Genomic DNA, 18245 nt, shown 5'->3' with positions numbered 1-18245 from the left:
ATCACTAAACCAAAAAGACGACCAGTCATGAAAAACCTGACCATCCAGACACGGGTACTGTTGCTGGCCCTGGTGCCGGTGATTGTGCTCACGGCATTCCTGACCAGTTACAACCTTAACCAGGCCAGTGCTATTGGCGAAGAGGCCGTTGCCGGTTTCTCGTCCGATATGGAAGAGAGTAAACGCCAGGAACTGCAGAATTATCTGGCCGTTGCAAAGTCTTCCATCGAGCATCTCTACAATCAGCCTGGGTCCGCAGACGATCCGGAAGTGCGCGAGAAAGCGTGGGAGATCCTGCGACAGCTGCGTTTTAACGATTCGGGAAGCACCGGTTATTTTTTTGCGTACGACACCCGGGGTGTCAATGTGATGCACGGCGTCAACCAGTCTCTGGAAGGTAAAAATCTCTGGGACTTCCAGGATCCCAACGGAACCTTCCTGATTCGTGAGCTGGTAAAGGCGGCGCGCAATGGCGGCGGTTATGTGCCTTATGGTTGGAAAAACAGCGAAACCGGACAAGTAGCGCCCAAGCTGGGCTATGCGGAAATGCTGCCCAAGTGGGGTGTGATGATCGGCACCGGCTTCTGGATTGACGGCCTCGAGGCCCAGGTAGCGGCGATGGAAAACCAGGTGGGGACTTCACTCGAGGACGCCGTGATAGGCTCAGTCAGCACCTCACTTGTCGCATTGGCGCTGATCGTCCTGCTTGCCCTGATCGTGGTCCGCAGCATCATTCGGCCCCTGAAATCGGCCGTGTCGGCAATGAACGACATCGCCAGCGGTGATGGAGACCTGACCCGTCGTCTTGACGTTTCCGGCAAGGATGAACTTGGACAGTTGGCGACTGCCTTTAACAGTTTCGCCGACCAGGTGCACGGACTGGTTGAACGCGTGCTGTCGTCTACCCGCACGCTGAACGAGGCCACGGCTGACCTGAACCAGGTCATGACTGAAGCCGAGCAGGGCGTCGAGCGACAGAAATCCGAGAGTGATCAGGTGGCAACGGCGATGAACGAAATGACCGCAGCTGCCCAGGAGGTTGCGAGCAACGCGAGTGAAGCCTCCACGGCCGCCGATCATGCCAATGGACAGGTTTGCGATGCCCAGGGCCTGGTTCATCAGGCTACGGAAGTTATTGGCGGGCTCTCCGAGCAGGTGGGAGAAGGCGTTCGGGTTATCGAGCAGCTTGGCGCTGACTCTCGCCGGATCGATAGTGTCCTGGAGGTCATTCGCGAAATTGCTGATCAGACCAACCTGTTGGCCCTCAACGCTGCGATCGAAGCGGCACGGGCCGGCGAGGCTGGTCGGGGTTTTGCCGTGGTGGCTGACGAAGTTCGAACGCTGGCTCGCCGGACCCAGCAGAGCACCCAGGAAATCCAGGATATGATTGAGCGGCTTCAGTCTGGGGCAGGGAATGCGGTCAAGGTAATTGCTTCCATCAGTGAGCGCAGCGAAGCGACCGTGGAAGAAACCCGGCAGGTCAACGATGCGCTGCAGCGCATTGGTCAGGCTGTGGCAACGATCACGGACATGAATACACAGATTGCCAGTGCCGCCGAAGAGCAGACCAGCGTTTCCGAGACCATTAATCAGAACGTGCATGAGATCGTCGCGATTACCGAACAGACGGCGCAGGGAACCCGTCGGGCCGGAGACGCAACTCAACGACTGAAGAACCTGGCGTCCGAGATGTCAGAGCAGGTCAGTCGGTATCGGGTGTAGGCACTACTGACTAAATGCGAAAGGGGCAGAACTCGGATTCTGCCCCTTTTTTTGTTCTTTAAACGCTCGCCAATGTCAGAGATTGGCTTCGGCAAATTCTGCCAGTAGCGACCGGGGAACACCCTGCAGGTGGATGTGAGCGCCATGTCGAAAGCGCTTGAATCGTTCGGTCATGTAGGTGAGGCCCGAACTCAGGGCGCTCAGGTAGGGCGTATCGATCTGCGCAAGGTTGCCGAGGCAGATCACCTTTGACCCGTTGCCGGCCCGGGTAATGATGGTCTTGATCTGATGGGGCGTCAGGTTCTGTGATTCATCGATAATGATCAGGCTGTGCTGGAAGCTGCGTCCCCGAATGTAGTTCATGGATTTGAAGTGCAGGGGCACCTTGCTGAGGATGTAGTCGACGCTGGCGGTCATGTTCTCGTCGTCCTCGTGGAGCGCTTCCAGGTTGTCGACGATGGCGCCCAGCCAGGGCTCCATTTTCTCGGCTTCAGTGCCGGGCAGGAACCCGATGTCCTCGTCGAGGCCCTGGGTGGAGCGGGTGGCAATAATGCGCTTGTAGAGCTTGCTGGCCACGGTCATCTCGATACACGCAGCCAGCGCCAGGATGGTTTTGCCCGAGCCGGCGGAGCCGGTGAGGTTGACAAGGTGAATGTCCGGGTCCAGGAGCAGGTTCAGCGCCATGGCCTGATAGATGTCCCGGGGAACCAGACCCCAGACTTCCTCGTTCATCAGGTCGTGTTGGTGAAGGTCCTTGATGATCAACTGGTCGTCGGAGAGGTCCACCACCTTTCCGACGAAGCCCATTTGATCGATGACGAATTCATTGATGTTCAGCTTCGCCAGCTCGCCCTCCCGCTTGAGGATATGTTCGGTCGAACCCTCCCGCTGAACAGTCTCCACTTTCTCGATGGTGTCCCAGAAGGAGTTGGGGAATTCCCGGTAGCCCTTGGGCAGAAGGTCAATGTCATCGAGCAACTGGTCGTTGTGGTAGTCCTGAGCTTCGACGCCGAAGCCCCTTGCCTTGAGGCGCATGTTGATGTCTTTCGACACCAGAATAATGTCCCGGGACTTGTGGCGATTCTGGAGCGCGGCCAGGGTGTTGATGATCTTGTTATCGTTCAGATGCTCTGGCAGCGAATGGTTGCCACTGTCACCGGTGCTCATCAGGATCGAAAGAGTGCCCAGGGGTTCGGCCCTCTTGCCACGCACGATGGGAACACCTTTCTCGATCACCTTCGGGCTGGCATCGCCAAGCAACTTATCGATGTTGCGGATGGCCTGACGGCAGTCAGCGGCCACGGCTTGCTTGCCGGATTTGAGGCTGTCGAGTTCTTCGAGGACCGTCATCGGGATGATGACATCGTGTTCTTCAAAGTTGAGGAGGGCGTTCGGGTCGTGGATCAGGACGTTGGTGTCGAGGACGTACATCTTTCGGCGAGCTTGCGGTGCTCTGGGCATAAGTGGCGCTACCTCTCTGGTGGCTCAGTCGTTATCGGCGCAGCGTTGCGTGAGTTCCTCATCCGAGATCACTTTCAGCATATCGTAAGTCGTTATGATGCCGGTAATTTTTGAATCATTGGTGACAAAGATCCGGTGCAGGTGCTCGCGCATCATGATATTCGCAATGTCGCGCACCGGCGTCTTCTCGTCAACCGATAAAACGATGGGGGTCATGATGTCCCGGACTTCTACCGGCACCTTGCCCATTTCCTCAAAGATCACCATTCGCAGGCGTCGGGCTTCCTCCCGCTCTTCGGGAGTCAGATGCCGGCCGGCATCTGACCGCGTGGCGTTCCAACGGAATTCGGTGATGTCTTTAAGAGTGGCAATGCCGACAATTTCGCCGTCGTCATCGGTGACGGGGCTGCCGGTTATCTCGTTGTCGGTGAGGAAGCGGGCCAACCGGTCCATGGTCCAGGATTGCGGGACGGCCTTGATGCTGGGTGTCATGATCTCGTAGGCGAGAACGGTCATTGATCTGGGCTGCCTTCTAGAGTCCTTTCATAAAGCTTAGCGCGTGATACTCCGCGCGTCATCCCTTACTGTGCGCCGGGACTCAGGGTTTGTTGGTGCGAAGGCCGGTCAGTTGGCCCTGCTCGTCATAAACCAGTTGGTGCCCCTGGTACTTTTTACTGTTGGCAACGCGTTCCAGCGCTTCCATCGACCTCACGGGAATATCCACCAGCAGGGAGTTCACCAGCCAGCCGGGTAGCGCTCCGTTGGGGTCCGTGTGCTGGATCCACACCATCCGGGTGCTCTCCCCCTCTGGCGTGAACCGGTACAGGGTGTCCGAGCGATCGACTCTCACCCGGCTACTGTTTTCCGCCCGCTGATCGGGCATGGCGTTCAGATCCATGACGATCTCACCGGAGGCCTCATCACCCCGTGTGCGTATGCGCAGGACATAGTCGCGGTCAGTAACCGGCCAGGGCATGTCATTCACGGAATAGGCAAAGCGATCGTGAAACACGCCATCGCCAAACCCATAGGATTCCGTGCAGTTGTGCACCCACTCAATGCAGGAACTGGGGTTGGCCATAACAGCCATCAGGTTTTCTATAGGCGCGTCCAGGACCGCCACGGCCTTGAAGGCCTTGAAGCTGGAGCCAGGCTGCTCGATGGTATAGACCCGGATGTGATCGGCTTCCTTGCGTAGCGTCCACGCCTCGTCGCTTTCACTGGGCAGTTCAGCCCGGGCACTGGCGGCAACGGCAAACACCAGCAACGCACAGACCAGCCCACTGATCACCGAGGCCCAGCCCGAAATGCCATGGGCTATGCTCTTTCTCATAGGGTACACTTCCTTGCAGATGGTGGGCCGAGTCTAGCATGGGGCCTTTGCCGGCATGGCCACGGAAACAGTGGATTGTGAACCAGGTAGCGACCTGTTGATTTGGTAACCGAAATTGGCCCGATCTGACGACGACTATGACCATTAAGAAACTCATCAACGGCAAAGGGCAGGTGATTTCGGGACTGCTGGATGAACCGGTAGAAGAGATCAACTACCTGGACTATGACCTGCGTACGGTGATGGACCGCCCGCGTTCAAAGTTGGCAAGACGCTGGCGGTTCAACCAGTTCCAGTTTGTCAGTGCCATGGGCCCGGGTTGGGTGTTTGGTCTGGCGGTGGTGGATCTGAAACTGCTGGGCAGTGGATTCTTCTATCTCTATGACTTCGAGACTGGCCAGATGATGGAGCAGTCGTTCCTTCAGCCATTGGGCCGGCAAACCTGCATTGAGCCGCGGCCAGAGGAAGGGGTGACAAGGTTCAGCAAGGGCGAGGTAGCGGTGCGAATTGCGCCTTCCGCGGATGGCCGGACAATTACGGTCTCGGCCCCGGGAGGTATCCGTATTGAATTGACGCTTTCAGAGGATCGGGACCCGCTCCGGCTGGTATGCCCGGCCGGCTACAATGGCTGGGTATTTACCCGCAAGTCGGCAGGCTTGCCGGTGGCAGGGGAAGTGCGCTGGGATCATCGTATCTGGCGCTGCGACGAGCAGACTCGGGGATCCATCGACTGGAGCTGTGGCTTCATGCGCCGGGAAACAGCCTGGAACTGGGCCTGCCTGGCTGGCCAGTTTGCAGATGGCCGGTCCGTGGGGTTGAACCTGGCCGCAGGTGTCAATGAGACGGGAATGACGGAAAATGCGCTCTGGCTGGATGGTGTCTGCCACAAACTGGGCGCGGCAAGGTTCCGTTTTGATCGCTATCAACCAGGCGGCGACTGGCATGTGAGCACCGAGGATGGTCGGGTCGATCTGCACTTTGTCCCCGCCGGTGTGCGCAAGGAGAAACTGGACGCCTGGGTACTGGCATCCAACTTCCGGCAGTACGTAGGCTCGTTCAGTGGAACGGTGACGGATGAGGCTGGCGGAAAAATTGAGGTTAAAGGTCTGCGGGGCCTGATGGAAGACCACTTTGCGAGGTGGTAAGAAATGGCCTGTCCCACCCGGGACAGGCCAGATAAAGCGGGTTATCGCTCCGGTAGCGTGACGTTCAGCTCCAGTACCGAGCAGCTCTCGTTGCGGTCTACCTCAACCTGAACCATGTCGTCGCTGATCTGAACGTACTTGCGAATGACTTCCAGCAGCTCCTGCTGCAGCTGGGGCAGGTAATCCGGCTGATCACGCTGGCCTCGCTCGTGAGCCACGATAATCTGGAGGCGCTCTTTGGCCACGCTGGCGGTGTTCGTCTTTTTACCCTTGAAGTAATCGAGGAAACTCATCCCTTAGCCCCCCTTGAACATCCGTGAGAAGAAACCCTTCTTCTGGGCAGTCATGAAACGGTGCTCCCGTTCCTCACCCAGAAGGCGTGCAACCGCATCATCGTAGGCCTGGCCGGCATCGCTGTCCTCTTCGAGGATAACCGGCAAACCCTGGTTTGAAGCGTTCAGAACAATCTGGCTTTCCGGAATGACGCCCAGCAGAGGGATCGCGAGGATTTCCTCCACGTCCGCCACGGACAGCATCTCGCCCTTTTCGACACGGGACGGGTTGTAACGGGTCAGGAGCAGGTGTTCCTTGACCGGGTCCTGGCCCATTTCGGCTCGGCGGGATTTGCTCTGCAGAATGCCCAGAATGCGGTCGGAATCCCGCACCGAAGATACTTCGGGATTGGTAACCACAATCGCCTCATCAGCGTAATACAGCGCCATCAGGGCACCATGCTCAATGCCGGCAGGAGAGTCGCAGACGATGTAATCGAAGGTCTCGGAAAGCTCGTTGATGACTTTCTCGACGCCATCTTTGGTCAGTGCTTCCTTTTCCCGGGTCTGGGAGGCCGGAAGGATGTACAGGGTATCGACCCGCTTGTCGCGGATCAGAGCCTGGTTCAGGGAGGCTTCGCCCTGGATCACGTTTACGAAGTCGTACACCACGCGACGCTCGCAGTTCATGATCAGGTCCAGGTTGCGAAGGCCCACGTCAAAATCGATGACTACTGTCTTGTGGCCTCGCTTGGCAAGGCCGGTGCTGATCGAGGCGCTGGTGGTGGTTTTGCCAACGCCGCCCTTTCCTGAGGTAACGACAATAATTCTAGCCAAGGTTCTGTTCCTGTTTCTCGGTGGATTCGTCGTGTCTGCCGAATTATCCGGTCAAGTTATTGTATTCAGCTCCAATATCAGGCCTTGTCCAGTGGCGTTACCACCAGCAGGTCGTCCCTGAGCTGGATTTGCACAGCGCTTTTCCAGCCATTTTCCTGAAGATCCTCGGAGATTTTATAGTGTCCCGCGATGGACACAAGCTCCGCTTCCAGGGATTGACAGAAAACCCGTGCGGATTCTGCGCCATGGATGCCGGCTAGTGCCCGGCCCCGAAGCGGGCCGTAAACATGGATGTTGCCCGCTGCGAGTACTTCGGCACCGGCCTGCACCGGCGCCAGGATAACCAGGTCACCCTCCGGTGCGTGGATCTGTTGGCCGGAGCGGACCGGCTGGGAGATGATTTTGGCCGGAGGTGGGTCACCGGCAGCGCTTGTCGAGGCTGCAACAACTGCCGCTTCCGCTTCGTCCGCGGCCGCCTGTTCGGCTTCATGGGTGCGATCCCGCTGACCGTTGCCGGGCAGCAGTGCCAGAGCAGCCCCCCGGGCCAGGCGGCGCTGGTCGTCGGTGCCACCGCGAACGCCAATCACATGGATGTGGTTACGCCGGCAGGTGCCGATGATCTTGAAGAAATCCAGTTCACTGTCCAGTCCCTGGTATTTCTCAAGGCTGATGATGAGCGGAATATCCTTGAAGAACCCGGGGGCCTGGCTGATCTTGTCTCGCAGTACTTCTTCAAATTCGCTGTCGTCAAAATAATAGAGCTCCAGGGCTGTCATGGACACGCTGGCGCTTTTAAGCTGAAAACCCTGTTTTACCCCGGAGGTGGCGGTATCGCTCATGAAGGAGTCTCTTCCCTGGTCATGTTGTCGGTTGGGTTCGGGCGCTGCCGTAGTGGCACGCCTTCGAAGAGGATGCCTGACCATCCTGTACTGATAAACTGGCGGATGTTGCCATGGCTCTCGCCGGTCGGATCGTCCAGAACCTGCTGGTAGTGCTCGGCAAACAGCTTGAGCGTGTCCACTTCGCTCAGATTGCAGTACTGGCCCAGACCAAAGATCCGGCAGGAGCCGGCATTCTCGCCTTCTGCGTTTACCAGCGGGCCATTGCGGAAGCCGCAGGGCTGGTACTCGAAGTGCTGTTCAATCAGGGCCAGGGAATCTTTGAAACTGGCGTGTCCAGCGTCCAGGGATGCCAGGTGAATCCTTACGGCATCGTTGACGCTCATTATTTGTGTTCCTGCTTGGGGCCTGTCTGATAGAGCGCCTTCCATTCCTCGTACGGCATTCCGTAGATTTCTTCACGGGCCTGGGGATCTGAAATCTCGAAACCACGCTCATTCGCCTCTGCCAGGTACCACTTGGACAGGCAGTTGCGGCAGAAGCCCGCCAGGTTCATCAAGTCGATATTCTGGACGTCGGTGTTTTCGCGCAAATGCCTCACCAGTTTACGGAAGGCTGCGGCTTCAATTTCGGTGCGTTCTGTTTCAGGAATCGGGTTGCTCATGATGGCCTCGCAATGGTTGATGCGCCGGTTGTTGGGGATCCTGACATTCTCTGCATGTTAGCTTAAGATACAAGGCTGTATAAATGTACAGAAAGTCGACGCGAGCCCTCTGATTATGCCACAACGCAAGATCATCCATGTGGATTGTGACTGCTTCTACGCGGCCGTGGAGATGCGGGACGATCCCAGCCTCCGGGATGTACCGCTGGCGGTGGGTGGCGATGGCGGTCGGGGCGTGGTGACTACCTGCAATTACAAGGCCCGGGCGTACGGTGTGCGGTCGGCGATGCCCGGCAGCGAAGCGCGACGGCTGTGCCCTGGGCTGGTGACGGTGCCAACAGATATGGGCCGGTATCGGGCGGTCTCACAGCAGGTGATGGCTATCCTGCGGGAACTGACAGACCTGGTGGAACCGCTCTCTCTGGACGAGGCCTTTCTGGACGTCTCCGATGTGACCGATCACAAGGGCAGTGCCACTCTTATGGCTCGCCACCTTCGGGAGCGGGTGCGTCAGGAGGTGGGTATCACCATTTCCGCCGGTGTTGCACCGAACAAATTTCTCGCCAAAATCGCCAGCGACTGGGAAAAGCCGGATGGGCTGTTCGTGATTCGCCCCGAGGACGTTGAGGATTTCGTTCGGGGATTGCCGGTTGAGAAGCTGTTTGGAGTGGGGCAGGTGACCGCCTCGAAACTGCATGCTCTGGGGGTCAATACTTGCGGCGACATGCAGGCGCTCGGGCCCGATGTATTGATTGACCGGTTCGGCAAGCAGGGCTATCGACTCCACGAGATGGCCCACGGCCGGGATGAGCGGGCGGTGGTGGTGTCGCGGATTGCCAAGTCGGTAAGCGTGGAACGAACGTTTTCCCAGGATTTGCCCGATATGGCCGCCTGCCAGACCGTCATGGCCTCACTGGTTGCGGATCTCAACCTTCGCCTGTCGCGCAAGGCCCGTCGAAAACCGATCCACAAACTCTTCATCAAGATCCGCTACAGTGATTTTTCAACCCATACCCTTGAGCGGGTTCGTGAGCAGGTCAAAGAGCCGGCTCTGGATGATTATCTGCCACTGCTGGCTGAGCTGGTCACCAACCGGGAGCGGCCGGTGCGGCTGCTGGGTCTGGGTGTGCGTTTCCGCAATGATGATGCGCCGGTTACCCAGTTGCGTCTGTTCGATTAGAAGTGCAGCCAGCTCATAGCCGCGTAACCCATCAGGCCACCGATCAGGGCGCCGGCAGCGACATCGCTGGGGTAGTGCAGGCCGAGGACCACCCTCGATGCCGCCACACTCAACGTAAACGGAAGTACGATGAGAGCCAGCGCCGGTTCCGCCACGGTCAGCATGATCTGAAAGCAGGCAGCGTGCAGCGTGTGGCCGGACGGGAAGCTGTAGCGGTCCAGGGGCGGTGTGCCGCAGTTGATGGCGGGAAAGGATATAAATGGGCGTTCACGGATGAGCCAGCGCTTCAGTAACTTGTAGCTGAGGGTGCAGGTGAGGCCGGTTAACGCCATAAGCAGTGCCAGCCCTGGCCCGGATTCCGGGCGGAGAAAGGGGGTGAACAGAATCAGTGCGTACCAGAACCAGCCGTCGCCGAGTCGGCTGACCAGTCGGAAATACCCGAGGGCGGGCCGGAACTGAACAGCGCGGTTAATAGACTGGCAGAAAGCGACTTCCCGCTGGTCTGCCAGTTCAAAGAAGCGAGATGCTTTGCTTGTTGATGGCATGGTATCCGGCCTTTGCGGTTTGGTTGAAAACCAGTTGTTCAAATTGTTCGATCTGCGAGTTCCAGTTCTGTTCCAGGGCGTCCAGCCTTGCCTGGGCCCTGATCCGGTTCAGCAGGGTTGGTTGATCGGCCAGGCGGAGAGCGCTGTCGACGTATGCTTCATCCTCGTCCAGAGGCACCTTCATGCCGTTTTCTTCATGGCGTATGTGTTCGGCTGCGGCGGCGTCGTCAAAGCTGACGACGCCCAGTCCGCTGGCCATGGCCTCCAGCACCACGTTGCCGAAGGTGTCGGTTTTGCTCGGAAACAGGAACAGGTCGCCTGAGGCGAAATGGCGTGCCAGGTCGTCGCCCCGGCGGGTGCCGCAGAACACGTAATCGGGGTGGCGTTCAGCCAGCTGGCGCCGTAGCGGGCCGTCGCCAACCAGTATGAACCTGGCCTGGGGGTGAAGGCCGCGAATACGTTCGAAGCAGGCAACCGCCATCCGAAGGTTCTTTTCCGGTGCCAGCCGGCCGACATAGAGAATGGCGCGGTCATTGGCCTGTAAGCCCCAGGATTCCCGCAGTGCGCTGTCTCGCTTGTGGGGAGTAAAGCGATGACAGTCCACGCCCCGACTCCAGAGGCCGGTCGCCGGAATACCCATGGCGCGGGTTGTCTGCTGCATTTTTCGAGTCGGCACCAGGGTGATGGCCGTGCGGTTGTGGAACCATCGACCGTAGAGACACAGCAACCTCTCCAGCATGCCGACGCCATAATAACGGCTGTAGCTGTGAAAATTTGTGTGGAAGCCCGAGCTGACCGGAATCCCTACCTGCCTTGCGGCTGTGGTCGCCGCAACGCCCAACGGGCCCTGAGTGGCAACGTAGACGGCATCGGGCCGGTCAGTGGTCAGGAGCTTTTTCAGATGGCCGGTTCGGGCGAGGCCAAAGCGCAGGTCGGCGTACCCGGGTAGCGGCAATCCGGTCACCACATGTTCACGGGAGAAGAGTGCCTCGCCAGCACTGGCAAAGTGGCCTTTGCGCTCATGCTGCTGTCGCGGCCGTATAACCGTTACCCGGTGCCCACGTTGCATCAGCCCCTGGCAAAGCTGCCTGAGAGTGTTTGCCACGCCATTGATTTCCGGCGGAAAAGTCTCCGAAACAATGGTAATGTGTTGTGGGCGCCGGTTGGCCTGCATGGTGTCGGTCACGGTGTTTCCTGTGCTTCCTTTGACATGCCCCTACTATGAAAAGCCGGCATGACAGTTATGCGACACTCCCGTGACATTCCCTTTACCCGTTAACCGAACCGAATCGGAGACGATATGCAAACGCGAAAGCTTGGAAAGACCGATCTCGACGTTACCCTGATTTGTCTGGGCACAATGACCTGGGGGGAGCAGAACACCGAAAAGGAAGCATTTGAACAGCTGGATTACGCAATCAGCGAGGGCATTAACTTTATTGATGCCGCAGAGATGTACCCGGTGCCGCCTCGCGCCGAAACCCAGGGGCTTACCGAAACCTATCTGGGAAACTGGCTGGCCAGCAGGGGCAACCGCAACGACCTGGTAATTGCGTCGAAAGTGGCGGGGCCGGGCAACGGACTGAAGTACCTGCGCAATGGTCCGCGCCTGACCCGCGATCACATACTGGAGGCCTGCGACGCCAGCCTGAAACGCCTGCAGACCGACTACATTGATCTGTACCAGGTGCACTGGCCGGATCGCAGCACGAACTTTTTCGGCAAGCTCGGTTACGAGCACAACCCGGAAGAGGCGTTCACGCCCATCGAGGAAACACTTGAGGCGCTGGATGAACTGGTGCGGGCCGGCAAGGTCAGGCACATCGGGCTGTCCAATGAAACGCCGTGGGGCACTATGGAGTACCTTCGTCTGGCCGGAGAGAAGGGCTGGCCCAGGGTGGCCAGTATTCAGAATCCCTATAACCTCCTGAATCGTTCATTTGAGGTGGGGATGGCAGAGATAGCCCACCGGGAGCAGACCGGTTTGCTGGCCTATTCGCCGTTGGCGTTCGGCATGCTGTCTGGCAAGTATCTGGGAGGAAAGTGGCCGGAAAAAGCCAGGATGACCCTGTACGAGCGTTTCAGCCGCTACACCGGCAGTCGTGGCATGGATGCCACCCAGGCCTATGTTGAGCTGGCTCGGCAGAACGGATTGTCTCCGGTCCAGATGGCGCTGGCTTACGTGAACAGCCGCAGCTTTGTGACCAGCAATATCATCGGAGCAACATCCATGGAGCAGCTGCGGGAAAACATAGGGTCCGCAAAGGTCACCCTGAGCCCGGAGGTACTGGAAGCGATAGAGGCCATTCACCAGGAATTCACCTACCCCTGTCCCTGAGCCCGCCGGCTTTGTTGGCTTGAACCCCCGGCTGAGAGGCGCTGGCCGGGGGTGCTGTTACACTCTGAAATAATGGGGATCATAAGTTGACAAAAACATGCTGATCCCGTGACAAAAAGTCGGCGCCTTTGTGTGCAGATTCACATCTTTCCAGCCCTTAATCATTAGACTTAAGCCTAAGGTATCCGTAGACTCCCGCGTCGGAAAAAAGGTCTCAGGCAGTGTCATGATTATTCGAATCTTTGTTGCGTTACTCGCTCTCAATCTTGTTGCTTTCGTCGTTCGCGCCGAAGCATCCGAGCGCGTCTTCGACCAGGTCGAAAGCAAGACAGCGAGCGAGCAGATTTTCGAAATCCAGGAGCGGGTTTCCGGTGATTTTGACGAGGACAGCTCCGATGCGTTCGCCGAAATCGGTTCCCGCCTGCTGAGCCTTACCTTCACCCGTTCGAAGCACTCCGGCAAGCATTATGCGTCAGATCCGGCCCAGGCCGACCATGGCATTGCGCTCCTGAACGAGGGTGCCTGCCTGAACCTGAAGTGGAACTTCTGAACCCCGCAAATTCCCGCACCCGGTAGTATCATCAAACCCCAGAATCATGATCTGGCGCATTGTCTGTGCCCGATGCTCGTGTGATCATCCGCGTTAGATTAGCCAATAAGGAGCTTGGTAATGGCGGGTGATAGAGGGCAGTTATCAAATGATGTGAACGCCTGTGTTGACGAGGTGATTCGCCGGGTTGGCAAGGAGATTACTCTCGGTTTGCCGCTCGGGCTCGGAAAACCGGTTCGCTTTGTTAATGCGCTATACCAGCGGGCGAAAGACGATCCGGAGATTCGCCTGCACATTGTGACAGCACTGTCGCTTTTGGCGCCAAAGGGTGGTTCCTCACTGGAAAAGCGTTTCATGGGGCCTTTTGTTGAGCGCCTCTATGGCCGGATTCCTGAACTGGCCTATGCCAGGGATGTATCGGCAAACCGTCTTCCTGAGAATGTTCAGGTCTCGGAGTTCTTCTTCAAAGCCGGCAGTTACCTGAACAATCGTTCCCAGCAGCGGCATTACGTGTGTACCAACTATACCCATGCTGTTCGCGATTTGATGGCGGTGGGTGTCAATGTCGTCGCCCAGATGGTGTCGCCGGGCGAGGCCCATGGGCAGCCCGGCCAGGTCAGTCTGAGCTGCAACCCGGATCTGACGCTGGACCTGATTCCCCTGCTCCGAGAGCGCGAGGCGGCTGGCACGCCGGTGGCGCTGGTGGCCGAGATGAACCAGAACCTTCCCTGGTTTGGCCATCATGCGGCGATTGAAGCAGACCGGTTCGATGTCTTGCTTGATCAGCCTTCGGGAGACTATCCGCTGTTCTCAGCGCCCCAGATGTCGGTCAGCCCGGAAGACCACCTGATCGGATTCTACGCCAGTACCCTCCTGAAGGACGGCGGTACGCTCCAGGTTGGCATCGGCTCACTGGGCGCGGCTCTGGTCCACAGCGCCATTCTCAGACACAGTCACAATAAGGCCTGGCGGCAGGTGTTTGACCATCTCCAGGTTGATCAGCATTTCCCCGTCGTTCGCGAGGACGGTGGCACCGGCCCCTTCGAGGAGGGGCTTTATGGCTGTAGTGAAATGATGGTGGATGGTTTCCTGTACCTGATGCAGGAAGGCATCCTTACCCGTGAGGTATACGATCACGCCGGTCTGCAGACATTGATCAATCGCGGTGATATTCCCAGCGAGGTGTCTCTCGCCACCGTCGATGTGCTGCGCCGCGAAAAGCTGATTGATAGCCCGTTGCGGGCAAAGGATGTTCATTGGCTGGTCCAGCACGGCATCTTTAAAGAAGCTGTCGAGTTCAAGGGCGGCCGGTTGCGTATTGGTGATCAGTCGGTCGAGGGTGATCTGGACAATCCGGAGGCCCGGCAGGCCATCGAAACTCTCATCCTCGGGGAACGGCTAACTGGCGGTATCGCCATGCACGGTGGTTTTTACGTTGGTCCCGAGCAGTTTTATCAGTACCTCAGGGAAATGACCGACGAGCAGCGTGCAAAAATCTGCATGACCAGCGTGAACTTCATCAACCACCTGTATGACCACCGGTTCGGAGACCAGAAGTTGAAAGCGGCGCAGCGCGTTCATGGCCGGTTCATCAATTCGGCCATGATGTACACCCTCAACGGTGCCGGCGTATCGGATGGTCTTGAGGATGGTCGTGTGGTTAGTGGCGTCGGTGGCCAGTACAACTTCGTTGCCATGGCTCACGAGCTGCCGGGCGCACGTTCGATCCTGTCGCTGCGCAGCACCCGATCATCCCAGGGCAAGGTACTGTCCAATATCGTGTTCAATTATGGTCATTGCACCATACCCCGCCATCTGCGGGACATCGTCATTACCGAGTACGGGATTGCCGATCTGAGAGGCCAGTCCGACGAGCAGGTCTTCCTGAGGCTGATCCGCATTGCAGACTCCCGGTTCCAGCAGGAGCTTCTGAAAAAAGCCCAGAAGGCGGGCAAAGTGGATCCTGCGTTCAAGCTGCCTGCCGACTGGTGTAACAATACCCCGCAAGCCATCCGTCGTGCCGTTGCGGCAGCGGGAGATGCTGGCCTGTTCCCGCCGTTCCCGTTTGGCAGGGACTTTACCGATGAGGAGCTGACGTTGGGGAAAGCCCTTAAGGGGCTCAAGGCCGCAACGGCCACTCGCCGTGGTAAACTGTCGACTCTGTTACAGGCCCTCCGGGCCCGGGATGACGAAGGCCGTTACGGGTCCCTGCTTGAGCGCATGGGTCTGCGTAACCCTTCAGGCTTGCGGGACAAGCTGGATCAGCGACTGGTTATTCATGGCCTGCAACAGCTCGAAACACCACCGGATACAGGAAACTCGAAAACCTGATGACAGCTTCACAAGCAAGACCCGACGTTTTTACCGTTCACTATGTTTTGAAGAACAAGATCGGCGAGCTGGTTGATACTTCCGAAGGCAGTGAGCCCCTGCACTTTGTCTATGGCAGCCCCGAGATTATTGAAGGGATCCAGCAGGCGGTGAAAGACCGCAACGTGGGCGATTGCCTCGAGGTAACGGTACCGCCGGCCATGGCGTACGGTGAGCACAAGCCCGAGCTGGTGCGCAAGGTGCCACGTTCACTGTTCGAAGGTATCGAGAACCTGCAGATTGGCATGAAGTTCCAGACCAACACGGGCGATGAAGCGCAGATCGTGCAGGTTGTCGGGATTGATGGCAACCTGGTTAAGGTGGACGCCAATCACCCATTGGCGGGCTTTACCCTGTACTTTGATCTGGAGATCGTTGGCCGCCGTGAAGCGACGGAAGATGAGGTAGCCCAGGGTCGTCCCCTGTTCTGAGGCACTCGGTTGCCGGTCTGTCGTATTCACCACGGTATATTCGGGTCAGTCCTTCCAGAACGGTCTCTCTCAGGCTGGCGGCGAACTCTCCGGCCGGGATCTTTTCCGACGGGTGCACAGGTTCGTGGAAGACTACGTCGACCCGGGCAGAAGGCTTGGCTAGCATCCGCAACAAATGGTGGTGGAACTCATCATCACCAATGAAGGGAGCCAGATGGTCGGGTCGGCCTTCCCGGCGATAGGCAATGGTGATCGGCTGTACCGGCGTTCTGCTCTCTGGACCGGCCTTGAGCAACAGGCCATGGAACGGCAATACCGTCAGACCTGCGCTGGTGGTTCCTTCCGGGTATATCAGGACACTGTCCCCGGCCCGCAAATTCCCGATGACCTGGTCCCGAACCCGACGGGCCTGACCACCGCCGCGTCGAATGAAGAGCGTGCCGGCTTGTCGTGCCAGCCAGCCTATCACCGGCCACTGGCCGACCTCGGCTTTTGACAGAAACCGGATCGGTGCCAGGCTTCCCAGAATCGGAATATCTGACCAACTGATGTGGTTGCTGACGAACAGAACGGTATCGTCGGAAGGTGAGCCGTGCTGGCGTATAGTCAGTCCCAGGCACCGACAGGCCCAGCGGAAACAGAATCTGGCCCAGGGTGTCCGGTCGATAGCATTGCGGGTAACAATTTCAGTGATCCGCAAAGCGGCGGCCAACATTGTGGTGGCTGCAAGGAAGGCTATAAAGGCAGTGATCCGAACGCAGAGTCTCAGCCAGCTCATATCCCAGATCCCCGTCTTCAGGATGCCGAGCGCATGAAGTGCCGGCTGTAGCGGCCGGCCAGTTTACTGACCTCCAGCACAACCAACAGGTCGGCACAGCGAAAATCCGGATCCCAGCAGGGCTCACCGCAGACACGGGCACCAAGACGCATGTAGGCTCGGATCAGCGCGGGAACGTCCACCGGTCGATCGCTGTCCCGGGTGTGGGTCAGATGTGGCATCGCACGGAGTGGTTTTACCAGAAACGCCGGATCGGCCAGGTACTCGTTCTGGAGGTGACGGGCGATGCGCCAGGCTTTCAGGCCTCCGTCAGACATGCCGATGCTCGCGCAGCCAATCATGTAGTCAACACCGCGCTCAACCAGATATTCGGCCACTGCCGACCAGAGCAGGCTGATGGTCGCGCCATTGCGATAATCCGGGTGAACACAAGTGCGCCCCAGCTCGGCTATGGTGCCAGGGAGTCTCTCGAGGGCGCTCAGGTCGAACTCCCCGGCCGAATAAAAGCCGCCAACATCTCTGGTGTCGTTCTGGTGCAGGATGCGTGTGGTCGCTACCAGTTCGCCCGAATCGAGGTCGGTAACGATCAGGTGGTCACACACTGCATCGAACTCGTCAGCGTCGATGCCGGGCGTCTGTGCGCCCAGGTCGCTGCCGTATTCCTCCGAAAATACCCGGTAACGCAGCCGCTGGGCCGCTTCGACATGTCTGGGGCACCGGGTCATGTCGGTTTTCAGGCGACGGGCGCTGCGGCGGGCTTTCGCGGTTTGTGTGGTCATGGCGTCGTCTCTTTTGTTTCCATTTCCCGACAAGCCTATGAAGCCGGTATGACACATCGGTGACCACCAGGTGACGTGTCTGTGACATCGGGGTCCGATTGGTGTTTACGGGAGCTCTGTCACAGGGTGTAACGAAGCAGCGGTTCCATGTATATTTCTGAATAGCATGTATAATTGCTGTTACAGCAGGTTGCATGTATCGTCAGGTACACAGAATGACCTGAAACCGGAATAACAAAACCAGAGATGGATGGCGTGGAACAGACAAACGAAAGTTGGCGAATTCTGATTGTCGAGGACGACGAGCGGTTGGCGGAGTTAACCCGCGAATACCTTGAAAGCAACGGGTTGACCGTCTCCCTGGAAACTCATGGTGGTGCCGCGGTAGAGCGGATCCGTAACGAGCAGCCGGATCTGGTGGTTCTGGATCTTATGTTGCCTGGCGAGGATGGGCTCTCCATTTGCCGTCGGGTGCGCCCCTTCTTTTCCGGTCCGATCATCATGTTGACTGCCCGAACCGACGATCTGGACCAGGTCCTGGGTCTGGAAATGGGTGCCGATGACTATATTGGCAAACCGGTCAAACCCCGGGTGCTGCTGGCACGTATTCGCGCCATGCTGCGTCGGGTGACCGAAAACGGCTCGGGGTCGGCAGACGAGGCAGGGGGCGAAGAACCGGTGCGCCTCCAGTTCAATGATCTGGTTGTCGACCGCTCCATGCGGGAGGCCTGGCTGAGTGAAGAAAGCATCGATCTGACCAGCGCCGAATTTGATTTGCTCTGGTTGCTCGCCAGCAACGCGGGCCGCGTGCTTAGCCGGGAAGAAATCTTCACCGCCTTGCGTGGTATTGAATACGATGGTCAGGATCGATCCATTGATGTTCGTGTTTCTCGGATTCGACCCAAGATTGGCGACGACCCCATCCATCCGCGACGCATCAAGACCGTCCGTAGTAAAGGCTACCTGTTTGTAAAGGAAGCCTGACGATTCAGTCTCTGGAG

The 18245-nt window shown here is 58.1% G+C and carries 20 protein-coding genes; 8 read left to right on the top strand and 12 right to left on the bottom strand.

The genetic code is table 11. From position 1 onward, the window contains the following. Positions 1–27 precede the first annotated feature (27 nt). The gene (locus CFB02_RS10485) at positions 28–1722 is read left to right on the top strand and encodes a methyl-accepting chemotaxis protein (protein WP_088557964.1); all 1695 of its coding nucleotides are present in this window, start codon (positions 28–30) and stop codon (positions 1720–1722) included. Positions 1723–1797: 75 nt separating this feature from the next. On the opposite strand, the gene CFB02_RS10480 is transcribed toward CFB02_RS10485, so the two are convergent. The 3 genes from CFB02_RS10480 to CFB02_RS10470 all read right to left on the bottom strand — a co-directional run bounded on the left by CFB02_RS10480 (position 1798) and on the right by CFB02_RS10470 (position 4516). Continuing rightward, the gene (locus tag CFB02_RS10480; protein WP_227519186.1) at positions 1798–3183 is read right to left on the bottom strand and encodes a PhoH family protein; all 1386 of its coding nucleotides are present in this window, start codon (positions 3181–3183) and stop codon (positions 1798–1800) included. A 24-nt stretch (positions 3184–3207) separates the two neighbouring features. Then, complete coding sequence (locus CFB02_RS10475; RefSeq protein ID WP_088557962.1) at positions 3208–3699, bottom strand: HPP family protein; 492 nt, start codon at positions 3697–3699, stop codon at positions 3208–3210. Between the two features lie 82 nt (positions 3700–3781). Continuing rightward, entirely contained in the window at positions 3782–4516 is a 735-nt protein-coding gene (locus CFB02_RS10470; protein ID WP_088557961.1) for an START domain-containing protein, read from the bottom strand. 137 nt (positions 4517–4653) lie between these two features. Here CFB02_RS10470 and CFB02_RS10465 point away from each other — a divergent pair, with 137 nt between their 5' ends. Next, the gene (locus tag CFB02_RS10465; protein WP_088557960.1) at positions 4654–5661 is read left to right on the top strand and encodes a DUF2804 domain-containing protein; all 1008 of its coding nucleotides are present in this window, start codon (positions 4654–4656) and stop codon (positions 5659–5661) included. Positions 5662–5702: 41 nt separating this feature from the next. On the opposite strand, the gene minE is transcribed toward CFB02_RS10465, so the two are convergent. From minE to CFB02_RS10440, 5 genes are all read right to left on the bottom strand, one after another. Next, positions 5703–5954 (bottom strand): cell division topological specificity factor MinE, encoded by a 252-nt coding sequence (minE, locus tag CFB02_RS10460; protein WP_088557959.1) that lies wholly within the window; start codon positions 5952–5954, stop codon positions 5703–5705. Positions 5955–5957: 3 nt separating this feature from the next. Beyond that, on the bottom strand, positions 5958–6770 hold the full coding sequence (gene minD, locus CFB02_RS10455) for a septum site-determining protein MinD (RefSeq protein WP_088557958.1): 813 nt from the start codon (positions 6768–6770) through the stop codon (positions 5958–5960). A 77-nt stretch (positions 6771–6847) separates the two neighbouring features. Next, positions 6848–7609 carry a septum site-determining protein MinC gene (gene minC, locus CFB02_RS10450; protein WP_088557957.1) on the bottom strand — a complete coding sequence of 254 codons (762 nt, stop codon included), beginning with the start codon at positions 7607–7609 and terminating at the stop codon, positions 6848–6850. After that, positions 7606–7995 (bottom strand): HopJ type III effector protein, encoded by a 390-nt coding sequence (locus CFB02_RS10445; protein WP_088557956.1) that lies wholly within the window; start codon positions 7993–7995, stop codon positions 7606–7608. The genes minC and CFB02_RS10445 overlap by 4 nt, the downstream gene beginning before the upstream one ends. After that, positions 7995–8273, bottom strand: coding sequence for a DUF1244 domain-containing protein (locus CFB02_RS10440; RefSeq protein ID WP_088557955.1), 279 nt, complete (start codon positions 8271–8273; stop codon positions 7995–7997). The genes CFB02_RS10445 and CFB02_RS10440 overlap by 1 nt, the downstream gene beginning before the upstream one ends. A gap of 115 nt (positions 8274–8388) precedes the next feature. On the opposite strand from CFB02_RS10440, the gene dinB reads away from it, so the two are divergent. Further along, entirely contained in the window at positions 8389–9453 is a 1065-nt protein-coding gene (gene dinB, locus CFB02_RS10435) for a DNA polymerase IV (protein WP_088557954.1), read from the top strand. Here the strand turns inward: dinB and CFB02_RS10430 are convergent. Beyond that, a complete protein-coding gene (locus tag CFB02_RS10430; RefSeq protein WP_088557953.1) occupies positions 9450–9998 on the bottom strand; it encodes a phosphatase PAP2 family protein in 549 nt (182 codons plus the stop codon). The genes dinB and CFB02_RS10430 overlap by 4 nt on opposite strands. Continuing rightward, positions 9964–11172: a glycosyltransferase family 4 protein gene (locus tag CFB02_RS10425; protein ID WP_088559218.1), complete on the bottom strand. Its 1209-nt coding sequence runs from the start codon at positions 11170–11172 to the stop codon at positions 9964–9966. Before CFB02_RS10425 ends, CFB02_RS10430 begins: the two co-directional genes overlap by 35 nt. Before the next feature lie 126 nt (positions 11173–11298). Here CFB02_RS10425 and CFB02_RS10420 point away from each other — a divergent pair, with 126 nt between their 5' ends. The 4 genes from CFB02_RS10420 to CFB02_RS10405 all read left to right on the top strand — a co-directional run bounded on the left by CFB02_RS10420 (position 11299) and on the right by CFB02_RS10405 (position 15687). After that, positions 11299–12336, top strand: coding sequence for an NADP(H)-dependent aldo-keto reductase (locus CFB02_RS10420; protein WP_088557952.1), 1038 nt, complete (start codon positions 11299–11301; stop codon positions 12334–12336). 226 nt (positions 12337–12562) lie between these two features. Further along, entirely contained in the window at positions 12563–12886 is a 324-nt protein-coding gene (locus CFB02_RS10415) for a hypothetical protein (RefSeq protein ID WP_088557951.1), read from the top strand. Positions 12887–13006: 120 nt separating this feature from the next. Then, positions 13007–15217 carry an acetyl-CoA hydrolase/transferase C-terminal domain-containing protein gene (locus CFB02_RS10410; protein WP_088557950.1) on the top strand — a complete coding sequence of 737 codons (2211 nt, stop codon included), beginning with the start codon at positions 13007–13009 and terminating at the stop codon, positions 15215–15217. Further along, complete coding sequence (locus tag CFB02_RS10405; RefSeq protein WP_008176279.1) at positions 15217–15687, top strand: FKBP-type peptidyl-prolyl cis-trans isomerase; 471 nt, start codon at positions 15217–15219, stop codon at positions 15685–15687. The genes CFB02_RS10410 and CFB02_RS10405 overlap by 1 nt, the downstream gene beginning before the upstream one ends. On the opposite strand, the gene CFB02_RS10400 is transcribed toward CFB02_RS10405, so the two are convergent. Together CFB02_RS10400 and CFB02_RS10395 are read right to left on the bottom strand one after the other, a co-directional pair. Continuing rightward, entirely contained in the window at positions 15605–16465 is an 861-nt protein-coding gene (locus tag CFB02_RS10400) for a lysophospholipid acyltransferase family protein (protein WP_088557949.1), read from the bottom strand. The genes CFB02_RS10405 and CFB02_RS10400 overlap by 83 nt on opposite strands. A 17-nt stretch (positions 16466–16482) precedes the next feature. Beyond that, positions 16483–17244, bottom strand: a complete 762-nt coding sequence (locus CFB02_RS10395) for a GNAT family N-acetyltransferase (protein ID WP_088557948.1) — start codon at positions 17242–17244, stop codon at positions 16483–16485. A gap of 246 nt (positions 17245–17490) precedes the next feature. Here CFB02_RS10395 and CFB02_RS10390 point away from each other — a divergent pair, with 246 nt between their 5' ends. Beyond that, positions 17491–18228: a response regulator gene (locus CFB02_RS10390; protein ID WP_088557947.1), complete on the top strand. Its 738-nt coding sequence runs from the start codon at positions 17491–17493 to the stop codon at positions 18226–18228. The last annotated feature ends 17 nt before the right edge of the window (positions 18229–18245 follow it).

Origin of the sequence: Marinobacter sp. es.042 (genome assembly GCF_900188315.1) — a bacterium.
Classification (GTDB): Bacteria; Pseudomonadota; Gammaproteobacteria; order Pseudomonadales; family Oleiphilaceae; genus Marinobacter.
This window is presented reverse-complemented; position numbering and strand designations above follow the sequence as displayed.